Below are 15314 nucleotides of genomic sequence, written 5' to 3'. Positions count from 1 at the left end.
CACAAGACTTTGCCATGGTATTTGTGGAACTCGGTCACACTTCAGCCCAGCTTGCATTGCTCGTTGACCATGTTCGAAGCCCAAATACGCGGCCCTTATCTCGATTCTCGAAGTCTCGGCGTAACCAGACTCTGAAAGCAGGCTCATGCCCACAATCGCCTTGGTCGATGACGACCGCAACATTCTGACATCCGTCTCGATCGCGCTCGAGGCCGAAGGCTATCGCATCATGACCTATACCGATGGTGCATCGGCGCTGGACGGTTTCCGGACCAGCCAGCCGGACCTGGCCATCCTCGACATCAAGATGCCGCGCATGGACGGCATGGAGACGCTGCGGCGCCTGCGGCAGAAGTCCGACCTGCCGGTGATCTTCCTCACCTCCAAGGACGAGGAGATCGACGAGCTGTTCGGCCTGAAGATGGGCGCCGACGACTTCATCCGCAAACCGTTCTCGCAGCGCCTGCTGGTCGAGCGCGTCAAGGCCGTGCTGCGCCGCTCGCAGCCGAAGGATCCGACGGCGCTGCCGAAGGAGAACGACGCCAAGGCGCTGGATCGCGGCCTGCTGCGCATGGATCCGGAGCGGCACACCTGCACCTGGAAGAACGAGCCGGTCACGCTCACCGTCACCGAATTCCTGATCCTGCAGGCGCTGGCGCAGCGTCCGGGCGTGGTCAAGAGCCGCAACGCGCTGATGGACGCGGCCTATGACGACCAGGTCTATGTCGACGACCGCACCATCGACAGCCACATCAAGCGGCTGCGCAAGAAGTTCAAGATGGTCGACGAGGAGTTCGAGATGATCGAGACCCTGTACGGCGTCGGCTATCGCTTCAAGGAAACCTGAGGCATTGCTGGGAGCGACGTCATGCGAAATTGCGCGCTGACGTCGCGATCTTGATTGGGTAGATTACGACGCCTGCGCGCATATTGAGCGCAGTTGCCGGAACGGGGCCATTGTTGCGGCGAATTGGTGCGGCGAGTTGAGGTCTCACGGGAGACCGCCGCACGACCCTTGCGAAATCCGGAATCGGAGCACTCCCATTGCTCGATCGAACGCAGCTTGACCCAGCGTTGAACTCCCCGGACGAGGTGGTCGAGGAGACGCCGCAGGTCTCCGGCTGGCAGCGTCCGGTCAGCTGGCTGCGCCGCGCCGGCCAGTTCCTGTTCGCGCTGTCGTTCTCGAGCCTGACGAGGCGGATCGTCTCGCTGAACATCGCCGGCCTGCTCGCGCTGGTTGCCAGCATCCTCTATCTCTCGCAGTTCCGCGCCGGCCTGATCGATGCGCGCGCGCAGAGCCTGCTGGTGCAGGCGGAAATCATCGCCGGCGCCATCGCCGCCTCGGCGACGGTGCAGACCAACACCATTACCATCGATCCCGAGCGCCTGCTCGATCTCAAGCCCGGCGAGAGCTATGGCGCACCGGACGAATACTCACCGCTCGATTTCCCGATCAATCCCGAGCGCGTGGCGCCGGTGCTGCGGACGCTGATCTCGCCGACCAAGACGCGGGCGCGGATCTACGATCCCAATGGCGGCCTTCTGCTCGACAGCCGCAATCTCGAGAACGTGCTGCGCTTCGACCTGCCGCCGCCGTCGAGCGAGAAGCCCGGCTTCGTCGAGCGCGCGCTGATCTCGGTGCGCACCTGGCTCAATCGCGGCGACCTGCCGCTGTACCGCGAATACGGCCCGGAGAACGGCAACGGCTATGAGGAAGTCTCGGACGCGCTGAAGGGCCAGAAGCGCAGCATGGTCCGCGTCAACTCGCGTGGCGAGGTGATCGTCTCGGTCGCGGTGTCGGTGCAGCGCTCGCGGACCATCCACGGCGCGCTGATGCTGTCGACGCAGGGCGACGACATCGACCAGATGGTCACCGCCGAGCGTCTGGCCATTCTGAAGGTCGGCGGCGTCGCCTCGGCGGTCATGATCGTGCTCTCGCTGCTGCTGGCCAGCACCATCGCAGGCCCCGTCCGACGGCTGGCCGACAGCGCCGAGCGCGTCCGCCGCCGCATCAAGACCCGCGTCGAGATCCCCGATTTCACCCGCCGCCGTGACGAGATCGGCCATCTCTCCGGCGCGCTGCGCGACATGACGGACGCGCTATACGCCCGCATCGAGGCGATCGAGATGTTCGCCGCCGACGTCGCCCACGAGCTCAAGAACCCCCTGACCTCGCTGCGCTCCGCGGTCGAGACGCTGCCGCTGGCGCGCAACGACAACAGCCGCGCCCGCCTGCTCGCGGTGATCGAACACGACGTCAAGCGGCTCGACCGCCTGATCTCGGACATTTCCGATGCCAGCCGGCTGGATGCCGAGTTGCAGCGGCAGGACATGACCCTGGTCGACCTGCGCCGGCTCTTGAACACGCTGACCTCGGTCGCCAACGAGACCAAGAAGAACGGCACCGACGTCGCCGTCGAGGTGCGGTTCGAGGGCCGCGGGGTCAACGACACCTTCTCGGTGCCGGGCCATGATTCGCGGCTCGGCCAGGTGATCTCCAACCTGCTGTCGAACGCGCAGTCATTCTCGGCGGCCGGCGGCAAGGTGCGCATCACCTGCCGGCGGGTGCGCTCCGAGATCGAGATCACGGTCGACGACGACGGTCCGGGCATTCGCGAGGACGCCCTGCAGCGCATCTTCGAGCGCTTCTACACCGACCGGCCGCATCAGGGCTTCGGCCAGAACTCGGGCTTGGGCCTGTCGATCTCCAAGCAGATCATCGACGCCCATGGCGGACGGATCTGGGCGGAGAATCGGCCCGGCCCGGTCGATGCCGACGGCAATCCGACGTCCGCCGGCGCGCGCTTCATCGTCCGGCTGCCGGCGTCGTGACCGCCGAATCGGCCAGCATCCATGCGTCGGCCGTCCAAGTGGGGGAACTCGCGATCCTGATTCGGGGTCCGTCCGGCTCGGGCAAATCGCGTCTCGTCTTCGATCTGATTCTCGCCGGCCGCGCCGGACAGCTGCCTCGCGCGACCCTGGTCGGCGACGACCGTGTTCATCTCGCCACACGCGGCGGAGAAATATGGGTGAGCCCTGCCCCCGCTTTGGCCGGCCTGATCGAGGTCCGCGGGCTCGGAATCCGGGGGTGCGACCATGTGTCGGAGGCAAAACTGGGGCTCGTCGTCGACCTCATGGCCGGGGATGCCGCCCGTCTGCCGAACGCCGAAGCGCTCCGTGTCACACTCAACGGTATCGAATTGCCGCGAGTCCCCGTGGGCCCGGGGTTCGCCCCCTTCCCAATGGTTGCAGCAGCACTGATTACCACTAATACTTCATGTTCCGGTAATCTTTCGGCCGATTGTGTGGAGCAAATTGGTAACCATATCAGCCCCACTATCGCCACCGATTAGACCGCCGCTAGCTCTCCTGCCGTATGCCAGAATCCGGGAGCCTCGCGAATATGCCCTCTTGCGCGAGGGCTCCGGATGGTCAAAGTGGCGCGTTCGTGCGGTGCACCCAAGGCGCCCGCGAGGAGTATCCGATGATTGGCCTGGTACTGGTGACCCATGGGCGCCTCGCCGACGAGTTCAGGGCGGCGCTCGAACACGTCATGGGTCCTCAAAAACAAATCGAAGCGGTTACGATTGGCGCCGACGATGATTCCGATCTCTGTCGCAGCGACATCATCGAAGCCGTGAACCGCGTGGACACTGGCGACGGCGTCGCCATCCTCACCGACATGTTCGGCGGCACGCCGTCGAACCTTGCGATCTCCTGCATGAGCCGGCCCAAGGTCGAGGTGCTTGCGGGCATCAACCTGCCCATGCTGGTCAAGCTCGCCAAGGTGCGCGAAGAGCGTTCGCTGCCCGACGCCATCGCGATGGCGCAGGAGGCGGGCCGCAAATACGTGACCATCGCCAGCCGGGTGCTTGCCGGCAAATGAGCGACGAGGACGCGCCGCAGGATAATATCGCCGGGCCGGCCGTGCCGGCCGACGCGATCTCGCGGGAGCTCCTGATCACCAACAAGCGCGGCCTGCACGCGCGGGCCTCGGCGAAGTTCGTGCAGATGGTCGAGAAGTTCCAGGCCGAGGTCTGGGTCACGCGCGGCGGCGAGACCGTCGGCGGCCGCTCGATCATGGGCCTGATGATGCTCGCGGCGGCGCCGGGGACGAAGATCCTGGTGTCCGCGACCGGCCCCGAGGCCGAAGCCGCGCTGCAGGCGATCACTGATCTGGTGAACGACAAGTTCCACGAAGAAGGCGTGTGAGCTTCTTTCACCTCTCCCCGCTTGCGGGGAGAGGTCGGATTGCGTCGTCAGATGCAATCCGGGTGAGGGGGGCTTTCCGCACGGTCGGTGGGCGTGGCGGCCCCTCACCCCAGCCCTCTCCCCGTAAAGAACGGGGAGAGGGAGCGCACCGTTTTCCGCTCAGCAGCTCGACCACCAATTTGGACGGCCTCCGGCCGCGCGGGGCTACTTCCCCGGCCCTTGAATATACACCTTCCAAACGATGGCAGGGCCGGCCTGGCCGTGGAAGAAGCGCTGGGTGGTCATGACCAGCGGCTCGGCCTTGGGCGCCTGCTTGAGCATCCACGCCTCGCATGCAGCGATGCGGTTGTCGGTGGTGTCGCAGATGCCGATGAAGCCTTCGCGCTTGAGGTCATCGAGCGTGCTCAGCCCTGAGCTCCAGGTCTCCTCGGCCGTATAGGGCACCGTGAACGGCCGCGGATGGTCGGGGCTGTAGAAGGTCATCGGCGTGTTCATCTCGGAGAAGCCGGCGACCAGCGGCCAGGGCGAGCCGAAGCGGGCGTGCCAGGCCTTGGTCAGTTCCCGCGCCAGCTCCGAGCGCGCGCCGTAACCGGTGGCGCCGTTCGGATTGGCGGCCATCTCGCGCCGGGCGATCCAGGGCGAGGCGATCAGGGTCAGCAGCGACAGCACCAGCCACACCGCGGCGAGCCGCGGCAGCGTGGTCAGGCGCAGCCGCAGCGCGGGGATCGCCACCAGCGCCAGCGGCACCAGGAAGAACAGCGAGATGCCCCAATCGGTCTTCATATAGATCGTGAAGGCGAGGCCGCCGAGCGGCGGTCCGACTGCGACGATCGCCTGCACCAGCCAGACATTCAGCGCCTGGCTGCGATTGACGCCGGGATTGGGTCCGCGCCGCCAATTGGCGAACGCGAACCGCGGCGGCCAGGCCAGCACCAGCGCCGCCAGCGCCACCGGCAGCGCCAGCAGCGCCAGATTGTGGCCGACATAGCCCAGCACCAGCGTGGCCGCCCGGCCGCGATCCGACAGCGAATAGACATCACCGGCATAGGTCAGCGCCACGAAATCGACCTGCCACAGCCAGATGAGATGCGGGATCATCGCGATGAGCATGGCGACGATCGCGACCCAGGGCGCAGGCGAGGCCAGGAAGCGCAGCCGCTCCGGATGCAGCAGCGCCGCCAGCCCGATGGCGCCGATCATGGTCAGCACCCAATATTTGGTCATCATCGCCGCCGCGCCGGCGAGGCCGAGCCACAGGCCGGACACGGCGCTGCGCTTCTCGAAGGCGTTGAGATAGGCCAGGACGACCAGCGGCAGGGTCAGGAGCTGCAGCAGATCGGCGTTGTATTTGAATCCCTTGAAATTGAAGATCGGATACAGCGCGACCATCACCAGCACGAAGAACGCCCGGCGGCGGTCAACCACCTTGAGGCTCGCCAGCCAGATGATGACGAGCCCGGCGCTGTTCACCGCCATGGCCAGCGCATAGGTCGCCCAGTCCTTGACCGGAAACACCGCGAACCACAGCCCGGCAATCCAGCCCGACAGCGGCGGATGCTTGCCGTAGCCGAACAGGAATCGGCTGCCCCAGGCATAGGCCTCGGCGACATCCATATGGACGTCCTGCGCCGCCTTGAGATTGGTCAGGATCGCCGTCCACAGCACCGCGTGGACCACGGCAAAGCCGATCACGACCCAGATCGAGGTTGCGGGCGCGGTGGCGCGCGCCACCAGCCAGGCGGCCAGCCGCTGCGGTCGGAAACGGCCGCGCATGCGCGCCGCGACAGGCGGGAGAGAGGTACTCGACATCCGCTCTCGGTAGCCTGTTTTAGGGCTGCGGGGAATCAGCTTGCCGTGAAGAAAGGCCCTGGAAATTCAGCAATATGGTTGCTGGTGAGGGGCCTGTGATGCTATTTGCGCGACCCATGACGACCGTCCCCATTCCCAACATCCGCAACTTCTCCATCGTCGCCCATATCGACCATGGAAAGTCCACGCTGGCCGACCGCCTGATCCAGATGACCGGCGGGTTGTCGGACCGCGAGATGGCGGGCAAGGAGCAGGTGCTCGATTCGATGGACATCGAGCGCGAGCGCGGCATCACCATCAAGGCGCAGACCGTGCGCCTGCAATACCGCGCCAAGGACGGCAAGGATTACATCTTCAACCTGATGGACACGCCCGGCCACGTCGACTTCGCCTACGAGGTCTCGCGGTCGCTGGCGGCCTGCGAGGGCTCGCTGCTGGTGGTCGACGCCAGCCAGGGCGTCGAGGCCCAGACCCTCGCCAACGTGTACCAGGCGCTCGACAACAACCACGAGATCGTCCCGGTCCTGAACAAGATCGACCTGCCGGCCGCCGAGCCGGACAAGATCAAGCAGCAGATCGAGGACGTCATCGGCATCGACGCCTCCGACGCTGTCATGATCTCGGCCAAGACCGGCCTCGGCATTCCCGACGTGCTGGAGGCGATCGTCACCCGGCTGCCGCCGCCGAAGGGCGATCGCGAGGCGACCCTGAAGGCGCTGCTGGTCGACAGCTGGTACGACGTCTATCTCGGCGTCGTCGTGCTCGTGCGCATTGTCGACGGCGTCATGAAGAAGGGCCAGCGCATCCGGATGATGGGTACGGGTGCCGCGTATGACGTCGAGCGCGTCGGCTTCTTCACGCCGAAGATGCAGCAGGTCGACGAGCTCGGCCCCGGCGAGGTCGGCTTCATCACCGCCGCGATCAAGGAGGTCGCTGACACCCGCGTCGGCGACACCATCACCGACGACCGCAAGCCGGTCTCCGAGATGCTGCCGGGCTTCAAGCCGGCGATTCCGGTCGTGTTCTGCGGCCTGTTCCCGGTCGACGCCGACGACTTCGAGACGCTGCGCGCGGCGATGGGCAAGCTTAGGCTCAACGACGCCAGCTTCTCGTTCGAGATGGAAACCTCGGCCGCGCTCGGCTTCGGCTTCCGCTGCGGCTTCCTCGGCCTGTTGCACCTGGAGATCATCCAGGAGCGGCTGTCGCGCGAGTTCGACCTCAACCTGATCGCGACCGCGCCGAGCGTCATCTACAAGATGAAGCTGACCGACGGCGAGGAGATCGAGATCCACAATCCCGTCGACATGCCCGACGTCGTCAAGATCGCCGAGATCCAGGAGCCGTGGATCGAGGCCACCATCCTGACACCGGACGAATACCTCGGCAGCGTGCTGAAGCTCTGCCAGGACCGCCGCGGCAATCAGAAGGAGCTCACCTATGTGGGCGCCCGCGCGATGGTCAAATACGATCTGCCGCTCAACGAGGTCGTGTTCGACTTCTACGACCGGCTGAAGTCCGTCTCCAAGGGCTACGCGTCGTTCGACTATCATCTGACCGACTACAAGCCGGCCGACCTCGTCAAGATGCAGATCCTCGTCAACAACGAGCCGGTCGATGCGCTGTCGATGCTGGTGCACCGGACCCGCGCCGAAGGCCGGGGCCGCGCGATGGTCGAGAAGATGAAGGACCTGATCCCGCCGCACATGTTCCAGATCCCGATCCAGGCGGCGATCGGCGGCAAGGTGATCGCGCGCGAGACCGTGCGCGCGCTGCGCAAGGACGTCACCGCCAAGTGCTACGGCGGCGACATCACGCGCAAGCGGAAGCTTCTGGAGAAGCAGAAGGAAGGCAAGAAGAAGATGCGGCAGTTCGGCAAGGTCGACATCCCGCAGGAAGCCTTCATCGCCGCGCTCAAGGTGGATAGCTGAGGCCGGGCCGCACACGGTCCGCTGGAGGCAAGCGGCGGACACCTCCCGGCAGAATCTGCATTCCCGTGCAACTACGGTATCTGTTCCTTAATGGTATTCTGGGACCCTTGCTGCAAAGCAAGGAATGCCCCGAATGTCCCGCCTTCGATCGATCTCCGCCCGCCTCATCGTCGCCCTTTCGCTCACTGTCGCCATCGCCTGCGCCGTGCTCGGCACATTCTCGGTGATGCAGCAGCGGTCGCTGACCCGCCTCGCCTTGGAACAGCAGCTCAAGCTGCAGTTCGACAGCGTGGCCGCCGGCATCGATTACGAGGGCCGCGCCGCGCTGGCGGTGAGCTCGACGCTCGCGGCGTTGCCGCCGGTCGCCGATGCCTATCTCAAGGGTGACCGCGAGGCGCTGGGCACCCTGCTCGGCGGCGCCATGACCTCGCTGAAGGCGCAGGGCATTCCGCTGGTGAACGTATGGGCGCCGCCGGCCACCAACTTCTACCGCGTGCATGAGCCGAAGGTGTTCGGCGACGACACCTCAAAGCGCCGCATCACGGTGGTCCAGGCCAACCAGACCGGCAAGCAGATCGCCGGGGTCGAGCAGAGCCGGCTGTCGCTCGGCATCTTCGGCATGACCCCGATGGTGCGCGACGGCAAGGTGATCGCGACCGTCGACGTCGGCGCCGCCTTCGGCAAGGAATTCGTCGACCGGGCCAAGCAGCGCTACGGCATCGATCTCGCCGTCTACTGGATCAACGAAGGCCAGCCGAAGCGGCTGTCGTCGACGTTCGGCGACGAGACGGTCGCCACGACCGACGAAGTGCAGGCGGTGTTCAAGGGCGCGCCGATCCAGCGCGAGGCGACGCTGGCCGGCCAGCCCGCGGCGCTGTATGTCGGCCAGATCAAGAACTACGCCGGCGATCCGATCGCGGTGCTCGAGGTGATCAAGGACACCACCGCCTATCAAGCCGCCGCCAGCAGCGCGCAGCAGCAGCTGATCCTCGGTACGGTCGTCATTCTGCTGCTCGCGGTCGCCGTCGCATTGTTCGTCGCCCGCGGCATTTCGCGACCGCTGGTCGCGATCACCGCCGTCATGCATCGCCTGTCGAGCGGCGACACCGAAGTCACGATTCCCGGTGGCGAACGCAAGGACGAACTCGGCACCATGGCGCGGGCCGTCGACGTGTTCCGGCGCACGATGATCGAAACGAGCAGCCTGCGCGATGCGCAGGAGGCGACGCAGCAGCGCGCCGAAGAGGAGAAGCAGGCGCTGCAGCGGCAGATGGCCGACCGCTTCGAAGCCGACGTCAAGGGCGTGGTCTCGGCGGTGGCTAGCGCGACGCAGGACATGGAGCGTGTCGTCCGCGAGATCACGGTGAGCGTCAACGGCGCGTCGCAGCGCGCGGCTGCTGCCGCCGCCGCCTCCGAGGAGGCGTCCAGCGGCGTGTCCACGGTCGCCGCCGCCTCCGAGGAGCTGGCATCGTCGGTGACCGAGATCGGCCGCCAGGTGACGCATTCGAGCAAGGTGGCCGACGGCGCCGTCATCAAGGCGCGGCAGACCACCGAGATGGTCGGCAGCCTGGCTGCCGCCGCCGAGAAGATCGGCGACGTGCTGCGCCTGATCGATGCGATCGCCAGCCAGACCAACCTGCTGGCGCTTAACGCCACGATCGAGGCGGCGCGCGCCGGCGAGGCCGGCCGCGGCTTCGCGGTGGTCGCCGCCGAGGTCAAGGAGCTCGCCGGCCAGACCGCGAAGGCGACTGAGGAGATCGCCGGCCAGGTCACCTCGATCCAGGCCGCGACGTCGGATTGCGTCACCGCGATCGGCGACATCAGCACCACGATCCAGGAGATCAGCGGCATCGCCGCGACCATCGCCGCCGCCGTCGAGCAGCAGGGCTCGGCGACGCGCGAGATCGCGCGCAGCGTGCAGCAGGCGGCCTCCGGCACCACCGAGGTCTCACAGAACGTCGTCGGCGCCAGCGATGCCGCCGAGCAGTCGCGGCAGCTCGCCGATCACGTCATGGTGGCCACCCGCGACCTCGGCCAGCACGCCGACGCGCTGTCGAAGAGCATCGACTCGTTCCTGGCCGGGCTGCGCAAGGCGGCCTAGGGAGGGGTGCCAAGACGGCCCGCCACAAAACCGGTGTCGTCCCGGCCTCGAGCCGGGACCCATGACCACCGACGCCGGAGTTGGAGCGAGCTGAGGCTACAGCGGTGTCTCACCGGAGGCGTCACGGAGTATGGGTCCCGGCGTTCGCCGGGACGACGCCGTTCCTGGCGGAGGGGAGCCGGGCTCTCGCTCAGTCGCTCGCCGTCAGCGCAAAGCCTTCATCGATCCAGCCGGTCACGCCGCCGATCATCATCTTGACCGGGCGGCCGAGCCGCGCGAGGCGGATGGCGGCGCGGTTGGCACCGTTGCAATGCGGGCCGGCGCAGTAGACGACGAAAAGCCTGTCCGCAGGAATGTCAGCCAGCCGTTCGGCGGTGATGCTACGGTGCGGCATGTTGATGGCGCCCGCGATGTGTCCCTTCGCGAACGAGACCGGGCCGCGAACGTCGGCCAGGATGAAATCCACCTCGGGCGCGCGCAGGCTCTCGTGGACGTCCCAGCAATCCGTCTCGAAGGCAAGCATGTCCTCGAAATGCTGAAGCGCCCTTGCCGACGGCGCGGCGGAGACGTCGGTGACGTGTGTGGTCATGGCTTGTCCGTGCAATCTGGAGATCATCGAGGTCGCAATCTCGCGCAGGCCGGCTCTCGCCCCAAGTGACGGATCTGACAAAGTCCGGTAAGTTTCCGCCAATGTCGCAAACTGCCCCCAGCGCCCGCCCGCGCGATCCGGGCCTCGTCGCCGTCGTCACCTATGACGGGCTGTGCACGTTCGAGTTCGGTATCGCCGTCGAAGTGTTCGGTCTGCCGCGGCCGGAATTCGATTTCCCCTGGTATCAGTTCAAGGTCGTGTCGGCCGAGGGGCGGCGGTCGCGCGCGATCGGCGGCATCGTCGTCGAAGCCGGCGCGCCGCTGGCGCGGCTGAAGGACGCCAGGACCATCATCGTGCCGGGCTGGCGCGACCGCAACGAACGGCCGCCGGAGCGGCTGCTGCGGGCGATCGCGCAAGCCTCCGCGCGCGGCGCGCGCTGCCTGTCGATCTGCTCCGGCGTTTTCGTGCTGGCGGCAGCCGGCCTGCTCGACGGCAAGCGCGCCACCACGCATTGGCGGCACATGCCCGACCTCAAGCGGCTCTATCCCGGCATCAGCATCGAGGAGGACACGCTCTATGTCGACGAGGGCAATGTCATCACCTCGGCCGGCAGCGCGGCCGGGATCGATGCCTGCCTGCATCTCGTCCGCCGCGACTTCGGCAGCAAGGTCGCGAATTCGGTTGCGCGCCGTCTAGTGATGCCGCCGCATCGCGACGGCGGCCAGGCGCAATATGTCGCCGCTCCCATCCAGTTGCGGCCGGGGCGGACGATCGGCGAGGTCATGGACTGGGCGCGCGCCCGGCTGGCGCAACCGATCGCGATCGGCGCGATGGCGAAGCGTGCCGGCATGAGCGAGCGGACCTTCCTGCGCCGCTTCGCGGAGGCAACGGGATCAGCGCCGGCCGCATGGCTGCAACAGGAGCGCATGGCGCGGGCACGCGAACTGCTGGAGACCGCGACCATGCCGCTGGCCGACGTCTCGGCGCAGTGCGGTTATCAGTCGCTGGAGACATTCCGGGTCGCCTTCCGCCGCAGCGTCGGTACGTCGCCCGCCGCCTACCGCGCGCGGTTCAAGGCCGCTGCGGGATGAGGCGCACGCTTAGGCCACCATGGCCTTGCCCGCCGTCGTCCCCTCCGCGGCATCCCGCTGCGCCTGCAGCAGACCGACGATCTCGGCATTGGGGCGCGGACGGCTGAACAGATAGCCCTGCCCTTCGTCGCAGCCCTCGGCGCGCAGGCAGCGCAGCTCCGCCTCGGTCTCCACGCCCTCGGCGGTGATCGTCACGCCGAGCCCCTTGCCGAGGCTGACGATCGAGCGGACGATGGCCTGCGCCTCGCGATTGGCGGCGAGATCGCGGATGAAGGACTGGTCGACCTTGATCTTGTCGAACGGGAAGCTGCGCAGATAGCTCAGGCTGGAATAGCCGGTGCCGAAATCATCCATCGAGATGCGCACGCCGAGCGCGCGCAGCGCATGCAGGGTCGCCAGCACCTGGCCGCTCTTCTCCAGCACCAGCGTCTCGGTGATCTCGAGCTCGAGCCGGCTCGGCGGCAGGCCGGACTGCTTGAGCACCTCCATCACCTGCGACAGCACATTGCCGACGCGGAATTGCAGCGGAGACATGTTGACGGCCACGCGCACATCATCAGGCCAGTTCGCCGCGTCCCGGCAGGCCTGGCGTAGCATCGTGCGGCCAAGCGCCGAGATCAGCCCGGTCTCCTCGGCGACCGGAATGAACTCCGATGGAGGAATCATGCCACGCTCGGCATGCGGCCAGCGCACCAGTGCCTCGAAGCCGGTGATGCGGCCGGTCGAAAGGTCGACCAGCGGCTGATAGTAAGGCCGCAGCACATCGTGCTGGATGGCGTCGCGCAGCTCGATCTCCAGCCGCCGGCGGCTCTGCGCCCGCGCATCCATGCCGGTCTCGAAATAGCTGAAGGTGCCGCGCGTCTCGTTCTTGGCGCGCGACAGCGCCATGTCCGCGTTCTTGAGCAGCTTCTCGGCGTCGTCGCCGTCATTCGGCGCCATCGCAATTCCGATCGTCGCGCCGATCGTGACCGAGCTGCCATCGATGAGATAGGGATCGGCGAGCGCCTGCAGCAGGCGCCGGCAGAGCAGCGCCGCGTCCTCCGGTCGCGCCAGGCCGCCCTGCACGACGGCGAACTCGTCCGAGTTCAGCCGCGCGACGATGTCCTCCTGGCGCAGGATCGAGCGCAGCCGCTTGCCGACGCCGCGCAACAGCCGGTCGCCGACGGCATGGCCGAGCGTGTCGTTGATCGATTTGAAATTGTCGAGACCGAGCACCAGCACGGCGATCTTCTCGGAGCTGCGGCGCATCTGCGCGAGCTTGTCGTCGATCCTCTGGCGCAGCAGGTTGCGACTGGGCAGGCCGGTCAGCGCATCGTGCTGCGCCAGGAAGGCGAGCCGCGCCTCGGCGCGCTTGCGCTCGGTGATGTCCATCAGCGCCAGCAGCACGGCGGGCTGCTCCTGATAGACGAGGTGGCGGGAGTAGATCGCGAGGTCGATCAGGGTGCCGTCAGCGCGGACGTGCTTCCAGGTGCGGGCCGCGTTCTCCTCGCCGGACGGATCGCCGGCCCACGGCGGCTCGCTCTCATAGGCCTGGAGATTGCGGATGCTGAGCTGCTCGAAGGCTGCACGGTCATAGCCATAGTGCTGGGCCGCCGCCGCGTTGACGCCGAGCACCCTGCCGTCGCCGCTGGCGCACACGATCATCGGGACCGGATTGCCGTCGAACAGCAGCCGGAATGATTCCTCGCGCTGCTTCAGCTCGGTGATGTCGACACGCAGTCCGATGATGCCGCCATCAGCGGTCAGACGCTCGTCGATGAGAATGGTGCGGCCGTCCGACAGGCGCTGCTCATGACGGCCGCTTGGATGGAACAGCCGTTGCAGACGTTCGGCGATCCAGGCGTCCTCGCGGCCCACCGCATCCGGATATTCACCGCGCGCGATGCCGATCCGGATGGTGTCCTGCAGCCGCGCGCCGGGCTGGAACAGATCCGAGCTGCGGTTGTAGATCTCGGCGTATTTCTTGTTCCAGAGGATGTAGCGGCCTTCGGCGTCCAGGAAGACGATGCCTTCGGGCAGCAGGTCGATCGCTTCCATCAGGCGATCATGGGCCGTCTTGGCGTCGGCGATGGCGGCTTCCCACTCGGCGCGCTTGCCGGATTCGTCGGTCGCAGCCGTCGTCTGCAGGTTGTGCCGCCGCAGCTTCGGGGCGGGTCTGGCCGGACGGGAACCACGAGCGCGGGGCACGCAATTCAGCTTCTTGGGCTTGGGTGGCCGAACGGGCCGCATCGCACGCCTCACTCTCCTTACTGGGGCCATTGTCTCAGCCAAGTGTCTGAAAAAATGGTATCTTGATGCAGAAACCTAGCATCACTGATTGCGCGAGCAAGACCACACACTCTCGCATCGCGGGAGCCTTGCGCCGGCAACATGGTCAACCAAAAATTGCGCCACAACCGACGGTAAGCGCTGCACGATTTCAGCGGCGCCGAATTGCGCGCATTCCGTGCAATCGCCCCCCAATTTGGGTTCAACTACCGAACTAAATCAGGCAATTGAGCCTTGTTGGGGATGTCGTGCCAATTCCGCGGCAGGGTTACACAACCGTTAAGATTCGGTGCCCGGCGTGCCCTTCCCTGCTCGCCGGCAGGCGCTAGACTGCCGCAATGCATGCCCGTCTGATTCTGATGACCGCACTGAGTGCGGCTGCGGTGACCGCCGCGGCACCAGCCCTTGCGCAGGACAAGGGCACCGTGGAGCCAAAGGCGCTGCCGCCGCTCGCCCATCCGGACGATCCCGAGACACCGGCCAAGGAGCTGTTCGCCCGCCGGCTGCAGCCTTCCGCGCAGCCGACCAAGGTGATCGGCACCTACAATCGCGGTTGCATCGCCGGCGCCGAGCGCATGCCGATCAATGGCGAGGACTGGCAGGTGATGCGGTTGTCCCGCAACCGCAATTTCGGTCATCCCAACATGATCGCGCTATTGAAGCGGCTGGCGGATCGCGCGCGCAGGGACGCCGGCTGGCCCGGCATCCTGGTCGGCGACATCGGCCAGCCGCGCGGCGGCCCGGCGCTGAGCGGCCACGCCAGCCACCAGATCGGCCTCGACGCCGACATCTGGCTGACGCCGATGCCGGAGCACCGGCTGTCGCGCAACGAGCGCGAGGAGATGTCGGCGGTGATGATGGTGCGGCAGGATCGTCTCGACGTCGATCCCCGCGTGTTCACCAAGGGCCATGTCGCGGTGATCCGCGCGGCGGCGCTCGAGCCCTCGGTGCAACGCATCTTCGTCAATGCCGCGATCAAGAAGGCGCTGTGCCGCGAGGCCAAGGGCAACCGCAGCTGGCTGAGCAAGGTGCGTCCGTGGTGGGGCCACGACTATCACTTCCACATCCGCATGGTGTGTCCGCCGGGCAATCCGGATTGCCACGGCCAGACCGACCAGGACGGCGGCGACGGCTGCGGCGACCTCGACTACTGGTTTTCGGACGCCGTGCTGCATCCGCCGCCACCGAAGGAGCCGCCGAAGCCGCCGCAGCCGATCACCATGGCGCAGCTGCCACCGGGCTGCCGCGCCGTGCTGCACGCGCCGGACGCCAGGAATTGAGGCACGACACACGCGATTGCGAGTCGCGGCAGCGCA

Annotated in this window: 12 protein-coding genes; 9 read left to right on the top strand and 3 right to left on the bottom strand. The window is 66.7% G+C overall.

The genetic code is table 11. The features are described from left to right. The first annotated feature begins 145 nt into the window (after positions 1-145). The 5 genes from ACQR1L_RS33615 (at position 146) to ACQR1L_RS33595 (ending at position 4212) form a co-directional block, all read left to right on the top strand. Positions 146-847 (top strand): response regulator transcription factor, encoded by a 702-nt coding sequence (locus tag ACQR1L_RS33615; RefSeq protein WP_006611449.1) that lies wholly within the window; start codon positions 146-148, stop codon positions 845-847. A gap of 197 nt (positions 848-1044) precedes the next feature. After that, complete coding sequence (locus ACQR1L_RS33610; protein WP_434862198.1) at positions 1045-2832, top strand: stimulus-sensing domain-containing protein; 1788 nt, start codon at positions 1045-1047, stop codon at positions 2830-2832. Beyond that, a complete protein-coding gene (locus ACQR1L_RS33605; RefSeq protein WP_434862197.1) occupies positions 2829-3353 on the top strand; it encodes an HPr kinase/phosphorylase in 525 nt (174 codons plus the stop codon). The genes ACQR1L_RS33610 and ACQR1L_RS33605 overlap by 4 nt, the downstream gene beginning before the upstream one ends. Before the next feature lie 131 nt (positions 3354-3484). Further along, positions 3485-3886, top strand: a complete 402-nt coding sequence (locus ACQR1L_RS33600) for a PTS sugar transporter subunit IIA (RefSeq protein WP_006611446.1) — start codon at positions 3485-3487, stop codon at positions 3884-3886. Then, complete coding sequence (locus ACQR1L_RS33595; protein WP_434862196.1) at positions 3883-4212, top strand: HPr family phosphocarrier protein; 330 nt, start codon at positions 3883-3885, stop codon at positions 4210-4212. The genes ACQR1L_RS33600 and ACQR1L_RS33595 overlap by 4 nt, the downstream gene beginning before the upstream one ends. Before the next feature lie 204 nt (positions 4213-4416). Here ACQR1L_RS33595 and ACQR1L_RS33590 read toward each other — a convergent pair whose 3' ends face one another. Continuing rightward, the gene (locus tag ACQR1L_RS33590; RefSeq protein ID WP_434862195.1) at positions 4417-6021 is read right to left on the bottom strand and encodes a glycosyltransferase family 39 protein; all 1605 of its coding nucleotides are present in this window, start codon (positions 6019-6021) and stop codon (positions 4417-4419) included. Between the two features lie 116 nt (positions 6022-6137). Between ACQR1L_RS33590 and lepA the strand changes: the two genes are divergently transcribed. Next, positions 6138-7949, top strand: a complete 1812-nt coding sequence (gene lepA / locus ACQR1L_RS33585) for a translation elongation factor 4 (protein WP_434862194.1) — start codon at positions 6138-6140, stop codon at positions 7947-7949. 133 nt (positions 7950-8082) lie between these two features. After that, positions 8083-10050: a methyl-accepting chemotaxis protein gene (locus ACQR1L_RS33580; protein WP_434862193.1), complete on the top strand. Its 1968-nt coding sequence runs from the start codon at positions 8083-8085 to the stop codon at positions 10048-10050. Between the two features lie 190 nt (positions 10051-10240). Here ACQR1L_RS33580 and ACQR1L_RS33575 read toward each other — a convergent pair whose 3' ends face one another. After that, on the bottom strand, positions 10241-10639 hold the full coding sequence (locus ACQR1L_RS33575) for a rhodanese-like domain-containing protein (protein ID WP_434862192.1): 399 nt from the start codon (positions 10637-10639) through the stop codon (positions 10241-10243). Between the two features lie 101 nt (positions 10640-10740). Between ACQR1L_RS33575 and ftrA the strand changes: the two genes are divergently transcribed. Continuing rightward, on the top strand, positions 10741-11730 hold the full coding sequence (ftrA, locus tag ACQR1L_RS33570) for a transcriptional regulator FtrA (RefSeq protein ID WP_434862191.1): 990 nt from the start codon (positions 10741-10743) through the stop codon (positions 11728-11730). Positions 11731-11739: 9 nt separating this feature from the next. Here ftrA and ACQR1L_RS33565 read toward each other — a convergent pair whose 3' ends face one another. Next, complete coding sequence (locus ACQR1L_RS33565; RefSeq protein ID WP_434862190.1) at positions 11740-13959, bottom strand: putative bifunctional diguanylate cyclase/phosphodiesterase; 2220 nt, start codon at positions 13957-13959, stop codon at positions 11740-11742. A gap of 377 nt (positions 13960-14336) precedes the next feature. Here ACQR1L_RS33565 and mepA point away from each other — a divergent pair, with 377 nt between their 5' ends. Then, positions 14337-15278, top strand: a complete 942-nt coding sequence (mepA, locus tag ACQR1L_RS33560; protein WP_434862189.1) for a penicillin-insensitive murein endopeptidase — start codon at positions 14337-14339, stop codon at positions 15276-15278. The last annotated feature ends 36 nt before the right edge of the window (positions 15279-15314 follow it).

This window comes from Bradyrhizobium sp. HKCCYLR20261 (assembly GCF_051168435.1).
GTDB lineage: Bacteria > Pseudomonadota > Alphaproteobacteria > Rhizobiales > Xanthobacteraceae > Bradyrhizobium.
Note: the sequence above shows the minus strand (reverse complement) of the source record. Positions and strands in the feature narration are given on the sequence as shown.

Coding starts and splice junctions, on each gene's coding strand:
- ACQR1L_RS33615 (WP_006611449.1), top strand. CDS start 146: ATGCCCACAATCGCCTTGGTCGATGACGACCGCAACATTCTGACATCC.
- ACQR1L_RS33600 (WP_006611446.1), top strand. CDS start 3,485: ATGATTGGCCTGGTACTGGTGACCCATGGGCGCCTCGCCGACGAGTTC.
- ACQR1L_RS33595 (WP_434862196.1), top strand. CDS start 3,883: ATGAGCGACGAGGACGCGCCGCAGGATAATATCGCCGGGCCGGCCGTG.
- ACQR1L_RS33590 (WP_434862195.1), bottom strand. CDS start 6,021: ATGTCGAGTACCTCTCTCCCGCCTGTCGCGGCGCGCATGCGCGGCCGT.
- lepA (WP_434862194.1), top strand. CDS start 6,138: ATGACGACCGTCCCCATTCCCAACATCCGCAACTTCTCCATCGTCGCC.
- ACQR1L_RS33580 (WP_434862193.1), top strand. CDS start 8,083: ATGTCCCGCCTTCGATCGATCTCCGCCCGCCTCATCGTCGCCCTTTCG.
- ACQR1L_RS33575 (WP_434862192.1), bottom strand. CDS start 10,639: ATGACCACACACGTCACCGACGTCTCCGCCGCGCCGTCGGCAAGGGCG.
- ftrA (WP_434862191.1), top strand. CDS start 10,741: ATGTCGCAAACTGCCCCCAGCGCCCGCCCGCGCGATCCGGGCCTCGTC.
- ACQR1L_RS33565 (WP_434862190.1), bottom strand. CDS start 13,959: ATGCGGCCCGTTCGGCCACCCAAGCCCAAGAAGCTGAATTGCGTGCCC.
- mepA (WP_434862189.1), top strand. CDS start 14,337: ATGCATGCCCGTCTGATTCTGATGACCGCACTGAGTGCGGCTGCGGTG.